The 14,614-nt window shown below is 57.6% G+C and carries 16 protein-coding genes; 9 read left to right on the top strand and 7 right to left on the bottom strand.

Features of this window, described 5'->3' with window-relative positions:
• Positions 1 to 15 precede the first annotated feature (15 nt).
• The 8 genes from AKL25_RS02640 (at position 16) to AKL25_RS02605 (ending at position 8,621) form a co-directional block, all read left to right on the top strand.
• A complete protein-coding gene (locus tag AKL25_RS02640; protein ID WP_007882542.1) occupies positions 16 to 387 on the top strand; it encodes an EamA family transporter in 372 nt (123 codons plus the stop codon).
• A 150-nt stretch (positions 388 to 537) separates the two neighbouring features.
• Positions 538 to 1,659 carry a DegT/DnrJ/EryC1/StrS family aminotransferase gene (locus AKL25_RS02635; RefSeq protein ID WP_050476060.1) on the top strand — a complete coding sequence of 374 codons (1,122 nt, stop codon included), beginning with the start codon at positions 538 to 540 and terminating at the stop codon, positions 1,657 to 1,659.
• A gap of 149 nt (positions 1,660 to 1,808) precedes the next feature.
• On the top strand, positions 1,809 to 2,765 hold the full coding sequence (locus tag AKL25_RS02630) for a glycosyltransferase (RefSeq protein ID WP_050476127.1): 957 nt from the start codon (positions 1,809 to 1,811) through the stop codon (positions 2,763 to 2,765).
• A complete protein-coding gene (locus tag AKL25_RS02625) occupies positions 2,762 to 3,679 on the top strand; it encodes a formyltransferase (RefSeq protein WP_050476059.1) in 918 nt (305 codons plus the stop codon). The genes AKL25_RS02630 and AKL25_RS02625 overlap by 4 nt, the downstream gene beginning before the upstream one ends.
• A 14-nt stretch (positions 3,680 to 3,693) precedes the next feature.
• Complete coding sequence (locus AKL25_RS02620; protein WP_050476058.1) at positions 3,694 to 4,749, top strand: bifunctional UDP-4-keto-pentose/UDP-xylose synthase; 1,056 nt, start codon at positions 3,694 to 3,696, stop codon at positions 4,747 to 4,749.
• A gap of 275 nt (positions 4,750 to 5,024) precedes the next feature.
• Positions 5,025 to 5,969: a polysaccharide deacetylase family protein gene (locus tag AKL25_RS02615; protein WP_050476057.1), complete on the top strand. Its 945-nt coding sequence runs from the start codon at positions 5,025 to 5,027 to the stop codon at positions 5,967 to 5,969.
• An 87-nt stretch (positions 5,970 to 6,056) separates the two neighbouring features.
• The gene (locus AKL25_RS02610) at positions 6,057 to 6,500 is read left to right on the top strand and encodes a peroxiredoxin (protein ID WP_083444542.1); all 444 of its coding nucleotides are present in this window, start codon (positions 6,057 to 6,059) and stop codon (positions 6,498 to 6,500) included.
• Positions 6,501 to 6,938: 438 nt separating this feature from the next.
• Complete coding sequence (locus AKL25_RS02605; protein ID WP_050476055.1) at positions 6,939 to 8,621, top strand: PhoH family protein; 1,683 nt, start codon at positions 6,939 to 6,941, stop codon at positions 8,619 to 8,621.
• Positions 8,622 to 8,706: 85 nt separating this feature from the next.
• Here AKL25_RS02605 and AKL25_RS02600 read toward each other — a convergent pair whose 3' ends face one another.
• The 7 genes from AKL25_RS02600 to rpsF form a co-directional block, all read right to left on the bottom strand.
• Positions 8,707 to 9,714: an inorganic phosphate transporter gene (locus AKL25_RS02600; protein ID WP_050476126.1), complete on the bottom strand. Its 1,008-nt coding sequence runs from the start codon at positions 9,712 to 9,714 to the stop codon at positions 8,707 to 8,709.
• Between the two features lie 79 nt (positions 9,715 to 9,793).
• On the bottom strand, positions 9,794 to 10,420 hold the full coding sequence (locus tag AKL25_RS02595) for a DUF47 domain-containing protein (protein ID WP_016833914.1): 627 nt from the start codon (positions 10,418 to 10,420) through the stop codon (positions 9,794 to 9,796).
• A gap of 114 nt (positions 10,421 to 10,534) precedes the next feature.
• Positions 10,535 to 11,941 (bottom strand): replicative DNA helicase, encoded by a 1,407-nt coding sequence (locus tag AKL25_RS02590; protein ID WP_050476054.1) that lies wholly within the window; start codon positions 11,939 to 11,941, stop codon positions 10,535 to 10,537.
• A 181-nt stretch (positions 11,942 to 12,122) separates the two neighbouring features.
• The gene (gene rplI / locus AKL25_RS02585) at positions 12,123 to 12,575 is read right to left on the bottom strand and encodes a 50S ribosomal protein L9 (RefSeq protein WP_050476053.1); all 453 of its coding nucleotides are present in this window, start codon (positions 12,573 to 12,575) and stop codon (positions 12,123 to 12,125) included.
• Between the two features lie 26 nt (positions 12,576 to 12,601).
• Positions 12,602 to 12,886: a 30S ribosomal protein S18 gene (gene rpsR, locus AKL25_RS02580; RefSeq protein WP_007882558.1), complete on the bottom strand. Its 285-nt coding sequence runs from the start codon at positions 12,884 to 12,886 to the stop codon at positions 12,602 to 12,604.
• A 34-nt stretch (positions 12,887 to 12,920) separates the two neighbouring features.
• The gene (priB, locus tag AKL25_RS02575; protein ID WP_050476052.1) at positions 12,921 to 13,214 is read right to left on the bottom strand and encodes a primosomal replication protein N; all 294 of its coding nucleotides are present in this window, start codon (positions 13,212 to 13,214) and stop codon (positions 12,921 to 12,923) included.
• 34 nt (positions 13,215 to 13,248) lie between these two features.
• Positions 13,249 to 13,617: a 30S ribosomal protein S6 gene (gene rpsF, locus AKL25_RS02570; RefSeq protein WP_007882559.1), complete on the bottom strand. Its 369-nt coding sequence runs from the start codon at positions 13,615 to 13,617 to the stop codon at positions 13,249 to 13,251.
• Positions 13,618 to 13,872: 255 nt separating this feature from the next.
• Here rpsF and lexA point away from each other — a divergent pair, with 255 nt between their 5' ends.
• Positions 13,873 to 14,526: a transcriptional repressor LexA gene (gene lexA / locus AKL25_RS02565; RefSeq protein ID WP_050476051.1), complete on the top strand. Its 654-nt coding sequence runs from the start codon at positions 13,873 to 13,875 to the stop codon at positions 14,524 to 14,526.
• The last annotated feature ends 88 nt before the right edge of the window (positions 14,527 to 14,614 follow it).

Below are 14,614 nucleotides of genomic sequence, written 5' to 3'. Positions count from 1 at the left end.
AAAGAAAGCAACGCCATGAATCTCGCTACGTTCGGCTTCATTTTCGTCGGCATCTGCCTCAACGCCGTCGCCCAGCTCTTGCTGAAAGCCGGCACCAACGCCGTCGGCGCCATCCACCTGACCGCCGAGAACTGGTTCTCGACCGGAATCAAGCTGGCCACGCAATTGCCGATCATCGGCGGCCTGACCTGCTATGTGATTTCGGTCGGCGTGTGGATCATCGGCCTGTCGCGCGTGGACGTGACCGTGGCCTATCCTTTGCTGTCGCTGGGCTATATCATCAACGCCGTCGGCGCCTGGTATTTCCTTGGCGAAGCCGTGTCGGCCCAGCGCCTGCTGGCGATCGGTGTCATCATTGTCGGCGTCATCCTGTTGACCAGAAGCTAATTTGCTGACGTACGCGAATCGGCTGATTTACAATACGCGCCGGTATGTAGATGCCTGACACCGCACCAGGCGACGGCATCGGCAGCATTTCATTTTCAGACCCGGATAAGCGTCTTCTCCGACTTTTATCCGATTCATTGCGAGCATTCCATGACCCAGTCGTTCTTACCGTTTTCCAAACCGACCATCGATGAAGCCACGATCGCCGCCGTCGGCGACGTGCTGCGCTCCGGCTGGATCACCAGCGGCCCCAAGGTGCAGGCCTTCGAAAAAGCCTTGTCCGACTACCTGGACGGGCGCATCGTGCGCACCTTCAACTCCGGCACCTGCACCATGGAGATCGCCTTGCGCATCGCCGGCATCGGCGCCGGCGACGAGGTCATCACCACGCCGATTTCCTGGGTAGCAACCGCCAACGTGATCATCGAAACCGGCGCCACGCCGGTGTTCGCCGATATCGATCCGATCACGCGCAACATCGATCTCGACAAGCTCGAAGCCGCCATCACGCCGCGCACCAAGGCCGTGATCCCGGTCTACCTGTCCGGCCTGCCGGTCGACATGGACCGTCTGTACGCCATCGCCAAAAAACACAATCTGCGCGTCATCGAAGATGCCGCACAGGCGCTGGGCTCGACCTGGAAAGGCAAACGCATCGGCGCATTCGGCGACTTCGTCTCGTTCAGCTTCCAGGCCAACAAGAATGTCACCAGCTCCGAAGGCGGTTGCCTGGTCGTCAACAATGCCGACGAAGCGCGCCTGGCCGAAAAATATCGCCTGCAAGGCGTGACCCGCAGCGGCTTCGACGGCCTGGAAGTCGACGTGCTGGGCGGCAAATTCAACATGACCGACGTTGCCGCCGCCATCGGCCTGGGCCAGTTCGCGCATATCGACGCCATCACCGAAAAGCGCCGCGGCCTGGCAAAGCACTACTTCGAGGTGTTCGGCCCGGATTTCGAAGCGCAAAGCGGCGCCCAGCTGCCGGTCGCCGACTTTGAGAACAGCAACTGGCACATGTTCCAGCTGGTGCTGCCGGAGCGCATCACGCGCGCCGCATTCATGGAAAAAATGATGGAGCGCCAGATCGGCATCGGCTACCACTACCCGCCTATCCACCTGCTCAAGCTGTACCGCGACCGCGGCTTCCGGGAAGGCATGTTCCCGATCGCCGAACGCGTCGGCCGCCTGATCGTGTCGCTGCCGATGTTTACTGCGATGAGTAAAGAAGATGTCGAACGCGCAGTCGGCGCGGTAAAATCCGTGCTCGCATAATTCGCAGGAATAATTGAAGCGTTGAGTATGTTCGAGAAGCAATATTTCGAACTACTCCTTGAAGCAAGCCGTCGACCAGCCGGTGGTATGCGGCTTGCATGTATTACATTATCGCTTTCAGTACAGCAATTTTTCATTATCAGGCTTTGATGAAACCAGAACTTTCCGTCGTCATCCCCGTATACAACGAGGAATCCGGCCTTGCCAAGCTGTTCGCCCGCCTTTATCCGGCGCTGGACGCGCTCGGTATCGCGTATGAAATCATCTACGTCAACGACGGCAGCCGCGACAAGTCGGCAGCGATTCTGGCCGATCAGTATCGCGCCCGTCCGGACGTGACTCGCGTTGTGCTCTTCAACGGCAACTACGGCCAGCACATGGCTATCCTGGCCGGCTTTGAAGCCACCCGCGGCAACATCGTCGTCACACTCGACGCCGACCTGCAAAACCCGCCGGAAGAAATCGGCAACCTGGTCGCCAAGATGCGCGAAGGTTACGACTACGTCGGCTCGATTCGCCGCCAACGCCAGGATTCGGCGTGGCGCACCTGGGCCTCCAAGGCCATGAATCACCTGCGCGAAAAGATCACGCGCATCAAGATGACCGACCAGGGCAACATGCTGCGCGCCTACGGCCGCAACGTGATCGACCTCGTCAACCAGTGCAGCGAAGTCAACACCTTCGTGCCGGCGCTGGCGTACACCTTCGCCCGCAAGCCGACGGAAATCATCGTCGAGCACGAAGAGCGCTCGGCCGGCGAATCCAAGTATTCGCTATACAGCCTGATCCGCCTCAACTTCGACCTGGTCACCGGTTTCTCGCTGGTGCCGCTGCAATTCTTCTCGCTGCTGGGCATCGGGCTGTCGTTTGCGTCGGCCGCGCTGTTCATCCTGATGGTGATCCGCCGCTTCATCCTCGGCGCGGAAGTGCAAGGGGTGTTCACGCTGTTCGCCATCACCTTCTTCCTGATCGGGGTGATCCTGTTCGGCATCGGCCTGCTGGGCGAATACATCGGCCGCATCTACCTGCAGGTGCGCGCGCGTCCGCGCTATGTGGTGCAGGCGATCCTCGAACAATCCTCCAGCGAGGACAAGCAAAGCTCATGAACGCCGTCGTCTTTGCCTATCACGATGTCGGCGTGCGCTGCCTGAAGGTATTGCTGGCGCGCGGCGTACGCGTGTCGCTGGTGGTCACGCATGAAGACAGCCCGACCGAAAACATCTGGTTCAACTCGGTCGCCGGCGTCTGCCGCGAATACGGCATCCCCTACATCACCCCGGAAGATCCGAAATCGCCGCAATTGCTGACGCAGGTCCAGGCGGCGCAGCCGGACTTCATCTTCAGCTTCTACTACCGCCACATGCTGCCGGTGAACCTGCTGGCGCTGGCCAAGCACGGCGCCTACAACATGCACGGTTCGCTGCTGCCGAAATACCGCGGCCGCGTGCCGATCAACTGGGCGGTCCTGCACGGCGAGACCGAAACCGGCGCCACGCTGCACGAGATGGCGGCCAAGCCGGACGCCGGCGCCATCGTCGCGCAGACATCCGTGCCGATCTTGCCGGACGACACCGCTTTCGAAGTCTTCGGCAAGGTGGTGGTTGCCTCCGAGCAAACCCTGTGGCGCGTGTTGCCGCTGATGCTGGCCGGACGCACACCGAAGCTGCCGAACGACCTGAGCAAGGGCAGCTACTTCGGCGGCCGCAAGCCCGAAGACGGCCGTATCGACTGGAAAAAGCCCGCGCAACACGTGCATAATCTGGTCCGGACCGTCGCCCCGCCCTATCCCGGCGCCTTCGAAGAAATCGCAGGTGATAAAATCACGCTGGTGAGAACGCGAATGGTCCCGGCCTCTGCCCGTCCGACACTGGAAAGGTCGCACGGCGCACAAGACAAGTTCTTTGAAGGCGGCCGCCTGTACGCACGCTGCGGCGACGGCAACTATCTGCAAATCCTGGGCATCCAGATCAACGATCAGGATGTCTCTCTTAACAATTATCTGAAATACATGGCTGTTTAAGCCATCCCCTTAATATGAAAAAAGTCCTCATCCTCGGCGTCAACGGCTTTATCGGCCACCACTTGTCCAAGCGCATTCTGGAAACTACAGACTGGCACGTCTACGGCATGGACATGATGACCGACCGCATCACCGACATTCTGGAAAACGAGGCGTACAAGTCGCGCATGCACTTCTTCGAAGGCGACATCACCATCAACAAGGAATGGGTCGAGTACCACGTCAAGAAATGCGACGTGATCCTGCCGCTGGTCGCCATTGCGACGCCATCGACCTATGTCAACAAGCCGCTGCGCGTGTTCGAACTGGACTTCGAAGCCAACCTGCCGATCGTGCGTGCCGCCGCCAAGTACGGCAAGCATCTGGTGTTCCCGTCGACCTCGGAAGTCTATGGCATGTGCCATGACGACGAATTCGATTCGGAAGAATCCGAACTGATCTGCGGCCCGATCAACAAGCCGCGCTGGATCTACTCCTGCTCCAAGCAGCTCATGGATCGCGTGATCTGGGGCTACGGCATGGAAGACAACCTGAACTTCACCCTGTTCCGTCCGTTCAACTGGATCGGCGCCGGCCTGGATTCGATCCACACGCCGAAGGAAGGCAGCTCGCGCGTCGTGACGCAGTTCTTCGGTCACATCGTGCGCGGCGAGAACATCTCCCTGGTGGATGGCGGCCAGCAAAAACGCGCCTTCACTTACATCGACGACGGCATCGACGCGCTGATGAAGATCATCGCCAACGAAGGCGGCGTCGCCACCGGCAAGATCTACAACATCGGCAACCCGACCAACAACTATTCGATCAAGGATCTGGCCGACATGATGTTGAAACTGGCCGCCGAATATCCTGAATATGCCGACTCCGCCAAACAGGTCAAACTGGTGGAAACCACTTCCACCGCCTACTACGGCAAGGGCTATCAGGACGTGCAGAATCGCGTGCCGAAGATCACCAACACCTGCGAAGAATTGAACTGGAAGCCGACCTTCACCATGGCCGACACCCTGCGCAACATTTTCGACGCTTACCGCGGTCAGGTCGCAGAAGCACGCGCACTGGTCGACTAAGCCTCCCGACGGTCGGAGAGAAAAGGATTCGCTCATCCGGGCGGATCCTTTTTTCATTTCTGCCGCCTTATTCGCGCGCAATGCCGTCCCTGATTTGCACGCTGCCCACGCTCGCCGAAATCACCGCATCTTGAGCAAACACGAATGAATCCTCAAAATGGGTTTATTCGCTGCGTCTTTCGTGCCACAATTTAGCCATCCGGCAACCGGGTCTGCCCTTCGCTCTTCTTCGCGGCAGGCGCCGATCATTTTCCCCATCACGAAAGCAAGACGCCTTGCCTCAGATCACTCTCAAAATTGACGCCGACACCTATCGCGGCACCCGCGAAGGCGTTCCCAATCTGGTTCAGCAGTTGCTGCGCCATGGCGCCAACGCGACCTTCCTGTTCTCGCTCGGTCCCGACCACACGGGCTGGGCGTTGAAACAGGTATTCCGTCCCGGCTTCTTCAGCAAGGTATCGCGCACCTCGGTGGTGGAGCATTACGGCATCAAGACGCTGATGTACGGCACCCTGCTGCCTGCGCCGGATATCGGCAAGACCTGCGGCAACTACATGCGCGCAGTACGCGACGCGGGCTTCGAATGCGGCATCCACACCTGGGACCACCGGGTCTGGCAAGACAACGTGCGCGTCCGCGATGCGGCGTGGACGCAGGAGGTGATGCAACGCTCGTATGCACGCTTCCACGACATCTTCGGCCACACACCCGTAACCCACGGCGCCGCCGGCTGGCAGATGAACGACTACGCATTTGCGCAACTGGACCAATTCGGCATCGCCTATTCGTCCGACGGACGCGCCGTGTTGAAGGAAGACGGCTCGCTGGATGACGCTGCGGCCGGTCCGCATCGGCTCTCTGTACTGGGCAAGCCGTTGGCCTGCGTGCAATTGCCGACCACGCTGCCGACACTGGACGAGCTGCTCGGGCGCAGCATCAACGGCGTTGTCATGGATACGTCAAATGTTGCGGCTATGCTGTTGCGACTGACCGAACGACAAACGCGCGACCACGTCTTTACGCTGCACGCCGAGCTTGAAGGACAGAAACTTGCCCCCATCTTCGAGCAATTGCTGCTTGGCTGGCGCGCGCAGGGTTACGATCTGGTCTCCATGGGCGACTACTACCAGACCGTAAAAGACGATGTCTTGCCGATTCTCCCGATTGCCTGGGGCGAATTGCCGGGACGCTCCGGAGACATGATCCTGCAGGCGGCATGATTGCCATCACTCTCGACACCACAATACGAACACTTACCTCGGGGCGCTACTTTGACTGACGACACACCATCCATACTGAACAAGACCGTGCCTGAATTTTCCGCAGCGATGACCAGCGGTAAAACCTTCTCGCTGTCGGACTACAAGGGCAAGAATCTGGTGCTGTACTTTTATCCAAAAGACAACACGCCGGGCTGCACCACCGAAGGCCTCGAATTCCGCGACAAGCACCCCGAATTCCAGAAGCACAATACCGAAATCTTCGGCATCAGCCGCGACAGCCTGAAATCGCACGAAGGCTTCAAAGCCAAGCTGGGCATGCCTTTTGAACTGATATCGGATCCTGACGAAACGATGTGCATCATGTTCGACGTGATGAAAATGAAGAACATGTACGGCAAGAAAGTACGCGGCGTCGAACGCAGCACGTTTGTGATTGACGGCGCAGGCACATTGGTGAAAGAATGGCGTGGAGTGAAGGTGCCATCGCATGTCGACGAGGTGCTGGATTTTGTGAAGACAATTGCTTAAGAAACGTTTTCCCACGATGGATGACGTTTCCCGGAGCGGCGGCAGGATGGATCTGAAAAGTCGTTTTTGCCGCGGCTAGCCGAAAGATGCGGTTATTTTAGATAAGCCTTTGAATTCAAATAGAAAACCGTTTTTGAGAAGCCGTTTTTGGATCAGGTCGCGAACCTGCCAAAACGGCTTTTTTACTTTGCAATTTAGCGCTGCCAGCCCGACGCCGATGGCAGCGCCGCATCACTCCATTGACGGTGTCTTGTTCAACGCCTGTAGTTCTTCCACTAATCAAGCCCTCCTTCCTCTTTTCCTGCATCCGTCGGCGATGCATGCTTGTACCAAGAAGGGTTTTATTAGCGGCAGCCGTCCTTCGTTTGTTGTACCTCCTGCAGTACCTGTTCGCTCTGACAAAGCGGCATTTTTTCTCCATTCACTACCGAGGTTCTGATGCCCCTGCCCAAACTGCCGAGTAAACCAGCTGCTTTATTAGCACCCAAAGACTATCCCAAGGCCGAACGCGGTAATAAATCTGTCAAACCCCATATCGCATTAGTAGAACCTGTCGCACCTGCCGTCATCCCTGCCGTCGCCAAGGCGGCTCCGAAGCCGCAGGCGCCGCAAGCCAAGATCACCGGCAAGAGCCCGGTCGAGAAACCGCGCGCCGCGCCCAAGGCCGTTGAATCGCGCGCCAAGTCGACCACCAGCCGCACCGCCGACAAGCTCGGCGTGTCGAAGCTGTTCGTGCTGGACACCAACGTGCTGATGCATGATCCGACCTCGCTGTTCCGCTTCGAGGAACACGATATCTATCTGCCGATGGTGACGCTGGAAGAACTCGACAACCACAAGAAAGGCATGTCCGAAGTCGCCCGCAATGCGCGCCAGATTTCGCGCTCGCTGGACGCGCTGGTCAGCGACATCGCGGAAGACGCGATCGACCTCGGCATCCCCTTGTCCAAACTGGGCAACAAGGACGCCAAGGGCCGCCTGTTCTTCCAGACCAAGCTGCAAAACGCCAAGCTGCCCGAAGGCCTGCCGGAAGGCAAAGCCGACAACCAGATCCTCGGTGTGGTGCGCGCACTGGACCAGCAATATCCGGAACGCCCGGTCGTGCTGGTGTCGAAAGACATCAACATGCGCCTCAAGGCGCGCGCCATCGGCCTGCCGGCGGAAGACTACTTCAACGACCACGTGCTGGAAGACACCGACCTGCTGTATTCGGGCATCCAGCAATTGCCGGACGATTTCTGGAACAAGCACGGCAAGGGCATGGAGTCCTGGCAAGAAAACAAGCACGGCACCAGCTACACCTACTATCGCGTCACCGGCCCGCACGTGCCGTCGATGCTGGTGAACCAGTTCGTCTTCATCGAGCCGAAGAACGGCGAACCGGCCTTCTACGGCCAGGTCACGCAGATCAACGGCAAGACTGCAGTCCTGCAAACCCTGCGCGACTACGGCCACACCAAGAACAGCGTCTGGGGCATCACGGCACGTAACCGCGAGCAGAACTTCGCACTGAACCTGCTGATGAATCCGGAATGCGACTTCGTCACGCTGCTCGGCCAGGCCGGCACCGGCAAGACCCTGCTGGCATTGGCGGCAGGTCTGGCGCAAGTACTGGAAACCAAGAACTACAACGAAATCATCGTCACCCGCGTCACCGTGCCGGTGGGCGAAGATATCGGCTTCCTGCCGGGCACCGAGGAAGAAAAGATGGGGCCGTGGATGGGCGCCTTCGACGACAACCTGGAAGTGTTGAACAAGTCCGACGGCGACGCCGGCGAATGGGGTCGCGCGGCAACGCAAGACCTGATCCGCTCGCGCATCAAGATCAAGTCGCTGAACTTCATGCGCGGCCGCACCTTCGTCAACAAGTTCCTGATCATCGACGAAGCGCAAAACCTGACGCCGAAGCAGATGAAAACGCTGGTCACCCGTGCAGGTCCGGGCACCAAGATCGTCTGCCTGGGCAACATCGCACAGATCGATACGCCGTATCTGACCGAAGGCTCCAGCGGCCTGACTTACGTGGTCGATCGCTTCAAGGGCTGGTCGCACAGCGGCCACGTCACCCTGGCGCGCGGCGAGCGTTCACGTCTGGCGGATCACGCCAGCGACGTGTTGTAAGCGTTACGCACACGACCGGAAACATCCGCAGCAAACAAAAAAGCCACCGCAAGGTGGCTTTTTTGTTGTCCGGAGAAATCGTGCTTCAGAGTATACGCATGCCGATCCACCAGGCGATCGCGGCAACAAATGCCGATGCCGGAATCGTGAAGATCCACGCCCACACGATATTGCCCGCCACGCCCCAGCGCACGGCCGACATCTTGTGCGATGCGCCCACGCCGACGATGGCGCCGGTGATGGTGTGCGTGGTCGAGACCGGCACGCCCATTGCGGTTGCGATGAAGAGCGTGATCGCGCCGCCGGTTTCTGCGCAAAAGCCGCCGACCGGCTTCAATTTGGTGATCTTCTGGCCCATGGTCTTGACGATGCGCCAGCCGCCGAACAATGTACCCAGGCTGATTGCGCAATAGCAGCTGATGATGACCCACATCGGCGGATTGTCGGTGCCGGAATAGCCCGAGGCAATCAGCAGCATCCAGATGATGCCAATGGTCTTTTGCGCGTCGTTGCCGCCATGACCGAGGCTGTACATGGATGCGGACAGCAACTGCGCGCGGCGGAACCAGCCGTCGATCTTGCGCGGCGTCGAGCGTACAAAAATCCATGACACCAGCAGCATCATGATCGAGCCGAGAATGAAGCCCAGCAACGGCGACAGCACGATGAACAGGACGATCTTGATCAGACCGGAAGACACCAGCGAACCCGTACCGGCCTTGGCCACGGCAGCGCCTACCAGGCCGCCGATCAGGGCGTGCGACGACGACGACGGAATGCCGTAGTACCAGGTCACCAGATTCCAGAAAATCGCGCCGACCAATGCACCGAACACCACGACATGATCGACCACGGCAGGGTCGATCGTACCCTTGCCCACCGAAGCGGCGACATGCAACTGGTGAAAGACGAACACCGCCGCAAGGTTGAAGAAGGCCGCCATCGCCACGGCTGTCTGCGGGCGCAATACGCCGGTGGACACCACGGTCGCGATCGCGTTTGCCGCGTCGTGGAAGCCGTTCATGAAGTCGAACAGCAGCGCCAGGACGATCAGGAAAGCGAGGATGTGAAAACTAATTTGAACTGTATGCATGAATGAACCGTTATCTTGAGAAGCATCGGTGGCATTGCATTGCGCCGGCAGGAAAAACCACCGCAATCAATGACGAAAATCAGGCATTTTCAACGATGATGCCTTCGATGATGTTCGCGACGTCTTCACAACGATCGGTAACGGTTTCCAGGATTTCATAGATGGCTTTGAGCTTGATCAGGTTGCGCACGTCCGGCTCGTCGCGGAACAGCTTGGACATCGCAGCGCGCATCACATGATCGGCGTCGGATTCGAAACGGTCGATTTCTTCGCAGATGGCGAGGATCTGACGCGAGTTGTCCATGTTGTGCAGCAGGCCGACGGCCGCCTTGACCTTCTCGGCGCAGGCCAGGCACAACTCCGCCAGACGCTTGGCTTCGGGTGTGATGGCCTTGATGTCATACAGCGAAATCGTCTGTGCGCCGTCTTCCAGCAGGTCGAGGATGTCATCCATGCGCGTGATCAGCTGATGGATGTCGTCACGGTCCAGCGGCGTGATGAAGGTCTTGTGCAACAGCTCAATCGTGTTGTGAGTGACCTTGTCGGCCTGCTTTTCCAGGGTCTCGATCGCATGCACGCGAATTTCCAGGTCGTCGAAATTGGTCATCAATGCGACCATTTCCTTGGCGCATTTCACACCCAGTTCGGCATGCTGGTTGAAGAGATCAAAAAATTTGCCCTCGGTGGGCATCAGGCGTCCAAACATGTTCCACTCTCTTATGATTAATTGGTGCTGCACTTACACAATAAGGACCGCCGTGTAGCGGCCTGCATTGTCCGTCCGGATACAAGCGGACGATAAACCCCAGGCGTCAGCCCGTCAGTCGCCGCCGTAAGGCGAAGCCAGACTGCCGACGTAGTTGTCGTATTTGGTAAATTGTCCCAGGAAGGCGAGACGGATACTGCCGATCGGGCCGTTACGCTGCTTGCCGATAATGATTTCGGCGGTGCCTTTGTCCGGCGAATCCGGATTGTAAACTTCGTCACGATAAATGAACAAGATAACGTCGGCATCCTGCTCGATAGCGCCGGATTCGCGCAAGTCGGACATCACGGGACGTTTGTTCGGGCGTTGCTCCAGTGCACGATTCAACTGGGACAAGGCGATCACCGGGCAATTCAGTTCTTTGGCAAGGCCCTTGAGGCTACGCGAAATTTCGGAAATTTCAGACGCGCGGTTTTCGCCGCTATTGCCGCCGCCGTTACCGGACATCAGCTGCAGGTAGTCGATGATGATGAGACCGAGTTTGCCGCATTGACGCGCCAGACGGCGCGAGCGTGCGCGCAATTCAATCGGACTCAACGCCGGCGTTTCATCGATGTAGAACTGCGCATCGTTCATCTTCTGGATGGCGTGCGTCAGGCGCGGCCAGTCTTCGTCGATCAGACGGCCGGTACGCAGACGGTGCTGATCGAGACGGCCGACCGAACCCAGCATACGCATCGCGAGCTGGGCGCCGCCCATTTCCATGGAAAACACGGCGACCGGCAATCCGCTGTCGATGGCAACGTTTTCACCGATGTTGATGGAAAACGCGGTTTTACCCATGGAAGGACGGCCGGCGACGATGATCAGATCGCCCGGCTGCAGGCCGGAGGTCATCTTGTCGAGGTCGATAAAGCCGGTCGGCACGCCGGTGATGTCGCTGGTGCTGTCGCGGTTGTACAGCTCGTCGATACGCTCGACCACCTGGGTCAGCAGCGGCTGGATCGCCAGGAAGCCCTGCGCGCCGCGCGAGCCTTCTTCAGCGATGGCGAAAATCTTGGATTCCGCTTCGTCGAGCATCTGCTTGACGTTCTTGCCTTGCGGATTGAAGGCGTCGCCGGAAATTTCGTCGGAGACGGTAATCAGTTTGCGAAGCACGCCGCGGTCGCGCACGATTTCGGCGTAACGGCGGATATTCGCCGCAGACGGCGTGTTTTGCGCCAGCGCATTGAGATAACTTAAGCCGCCGACCTCTTCGGCCTTGCCGCTGGTCGACATCGCCTCGTAGACGGTAATCACGTCCGCCGGTTTGCTTTCGTTGATCAGCTTGACGATGTGCTGGAAGATGATGCGGTGATCGTAACGATAAAAATCGTCCGCGCTGACAAAGTCAGCGATACGGTCCCACGCGGCGTTGTCCAGCATCAAACCACCCAGGACGGATTGTTCGGCTTCGATGGAGTGCGGAGGGACACGCAGGGATTCTATTTGCGGATCGGAAGATGCGTTCATGGCGCGCATTATACCTGCTAAGAGTAGTCGCTTCAGGAGCGGCGGCGAATTTAGCCGGTTTTGACAAACGAAATGCAGTGGAGCTTTGCGCCGGTTTGCTCTCAGGGCAAGCAGACAAATCCGGCGCAATAAAAAAGCCAGGCGAACCCGGCTTCTTTATTCAGTACATGGAACGACTTCAGCGCAAGACTTACGCGTGTTCGCCCACGACAGCAACAGTCACGTCAACCACGACGTCGGTGTGCAGAGCAACCGAAACAGCATGTTCGCCAACGACCTTGAAAGGACCTTGCGGCAGGCGAACTTGCGCCTTTTCGACCGGGAAGCCTTGCTTTGCCAGCGCTTCAGCGATGTCAAAGTTGGTCACGGAACCGAACAGACGGCCATCAACGCCGGACTTTTGCGAAATCTGAACAGTCAGGCCGCTCAGCTTTTCGCCTTGGGCTTGTGCTGCCGCCAGCTTTTCAGCAGCTGCTTTTTCCAGCTCGGCGCGCTTCGCTTCGAATTCAGCGATCGCGGTTGCTGTAGCACGGCGAGCCATGCGTTGCGGGATCAGGAAGTTACGTGCATAACCGTCTTTGACGCGGACGACTTCGCCCAGGCCACCGAGATTAACGACTTTTTCCAACAGAATAACTTGCATATTTTTCTCCTATATCTCGTCGTCAATTACGCGTTGTGCAGATCAGTGTATGGCAGCAACGCGAGGTAGCGTGCGCGCTTGATCGCGGTGTCAACTTGACGCTGATAGTGTGCTTTGGTGCCGGTCAGACGTGCTGGCATGATCTTGCCGTTTTCTTGCACGAAATCCTTCAGCGTGTCGACGTCTTTGTAGTCGACTTGCTCAACACCTGCTGCGGTGAAGCGGCAGAATTTTTTACGTTTGAACAGCGGGTTTTGCTGTTGGCGTTTTTGCTTCAACTTGCTTTTATCGAACTTTTTACCGAATGCCATTTTGCGGCTCCTGATATCTAAAAATTGAGTGGTTCTAAACTACAGATTCAAAATCAACGATGTGAAACACAAGGCTTTTGCTGTTGCGATTTCTGCGTGCCATGAAGCCGGTGAACTTGAGCACCTCGCCGAGACCGGCCCGATTAAGCCGGCCTGAAATTTCGCCTGCAGCAAATGCAGTGATTTCAAACTCGACCAACCTCTTGATGCCTGCTTCAGCCTGTTCCGACTGGTGCTGCAATTTTGCAGTCACTACCGGTATGCCCGCCGGGGTGTAACGTACGACGTCACGCTCGGCGATGATGGCGACAAACTGAAACTGGTTCACTCTCCCTGGTACTTTTCTATCGCAGCATCAGCAATTAAGCTGCTGGTGCTTCTGCGCGATTGCTCTTTGCAGCGTCTTCCTTTTGGACAGCCTTCAGGATTGGCGAAGGACCGGTTTCGGCCTTCTTCATCTTGACTGTCAGGTGACGCAACACTGCATCGTTGAACTTGAAGCCGGTTTCGATTTCGGCCAGAGTTTCGCCGTCAACTTCGATATTCAGGCAAACGTAGTGCGCTTTTGCCAGTTTTTGGATTTGGTACGCCAATTGACGACGGCCCCAATCTTCGACACGGTGAATCTTGCCGCCGCGTGCAGTAACGATGCCCTTGTAACGCTCGATCATCGCTGGAACTTGCTCGCTTTGGTCCGGATGGACGATAAATACGATTTCATAATGACGCATGTAGACTCCTTTATGGACTGATTAACAAATCGCCCACCTCGGCGTCAAGACGAGTGTGGGAAGAGGAAAGCCCGCAATCATACAACACTGAACCAAAAACCTCAATACATTCAGGCATTTGCCGTGCATGCGGCGTTGTAACGGCGACGCGTCTGCGATGACATGATTTCAATATTGCAGATTGACACTGCTTTATAACTGTATAAAAATACAGACTGTTTATGCAACCAGCATAACTTCGCACCGAAAGCCGACATGCTCAAACTGACCGCTCGCCAGGAACAGATTCTGAATCTGATCAAAGACGCCATTGAAAACACCGGCTTCCCACCGACACGGGCAGAAATCGCCAACGAGCTCGGATTCCGCTCCGCCAATGCCGCCGAAGAACATCTGCAGGCGCTGGCACGAAAAGGCGCCATTGAGATTTCCCCCGGAACATCGCGCGGCATCCGCCTGCGCGATCATGCCCCCTCCGCCAGCGGCGGCCGCCAGATGGCGCTGCCCCACCCTGCCCTCATGCAATTGTCGCTGCCGCTGATCGGACGCGTGGCCGCAGGCTCGCCTATCCTGGCGCAAGAACATATAGAGAGCAATTACAACGTCGACCCGGCCCTTTTTTCCGCAAAACCGGACTATTTGCTGAAAGTGCGCGGCATGTCGATGCGCGACGCAGGCATCCTCGACGGCGACCTGCTGGCGGTCAAAAAAACGGATCAGGCCCGCAACGGCCAGATCGTGGTGGCCCGCCTGGGCGACGACGTCACCGTCAAACGCTATCGCAAGACGGGCTCGCTGATTGAGCTGCTGCCGGAAAATCCGGACTTCAACATCATCAAGGTCTCCGCAGAAGAAGACAATTTTGCGCTGGAAGGTCTTGCGGTCGGCTTATTGCGCAGCTGGAACTGATGATACGGACTTGAAAATCCGCCAAGGCCCGCTAAATGCGGGCTTTTTTACGTCTGTTTGCACAATCAAATGAGAAATTGCATCATAT

The sequence above is a fragment of the Herbaspirillum rhizosphaerae genome, assembly GCF_001189965.1.
GTDB lineage: Bacteria > Pseudomonadota > Gammaproteobacteria > Burkholderiales > Burkholderiaceae_D > Herbaspirillum > Herbaspirillum rhizosphaerae.
This window is presented reverse-complemented; position numbering and strand designations above follow the sequence as displayed.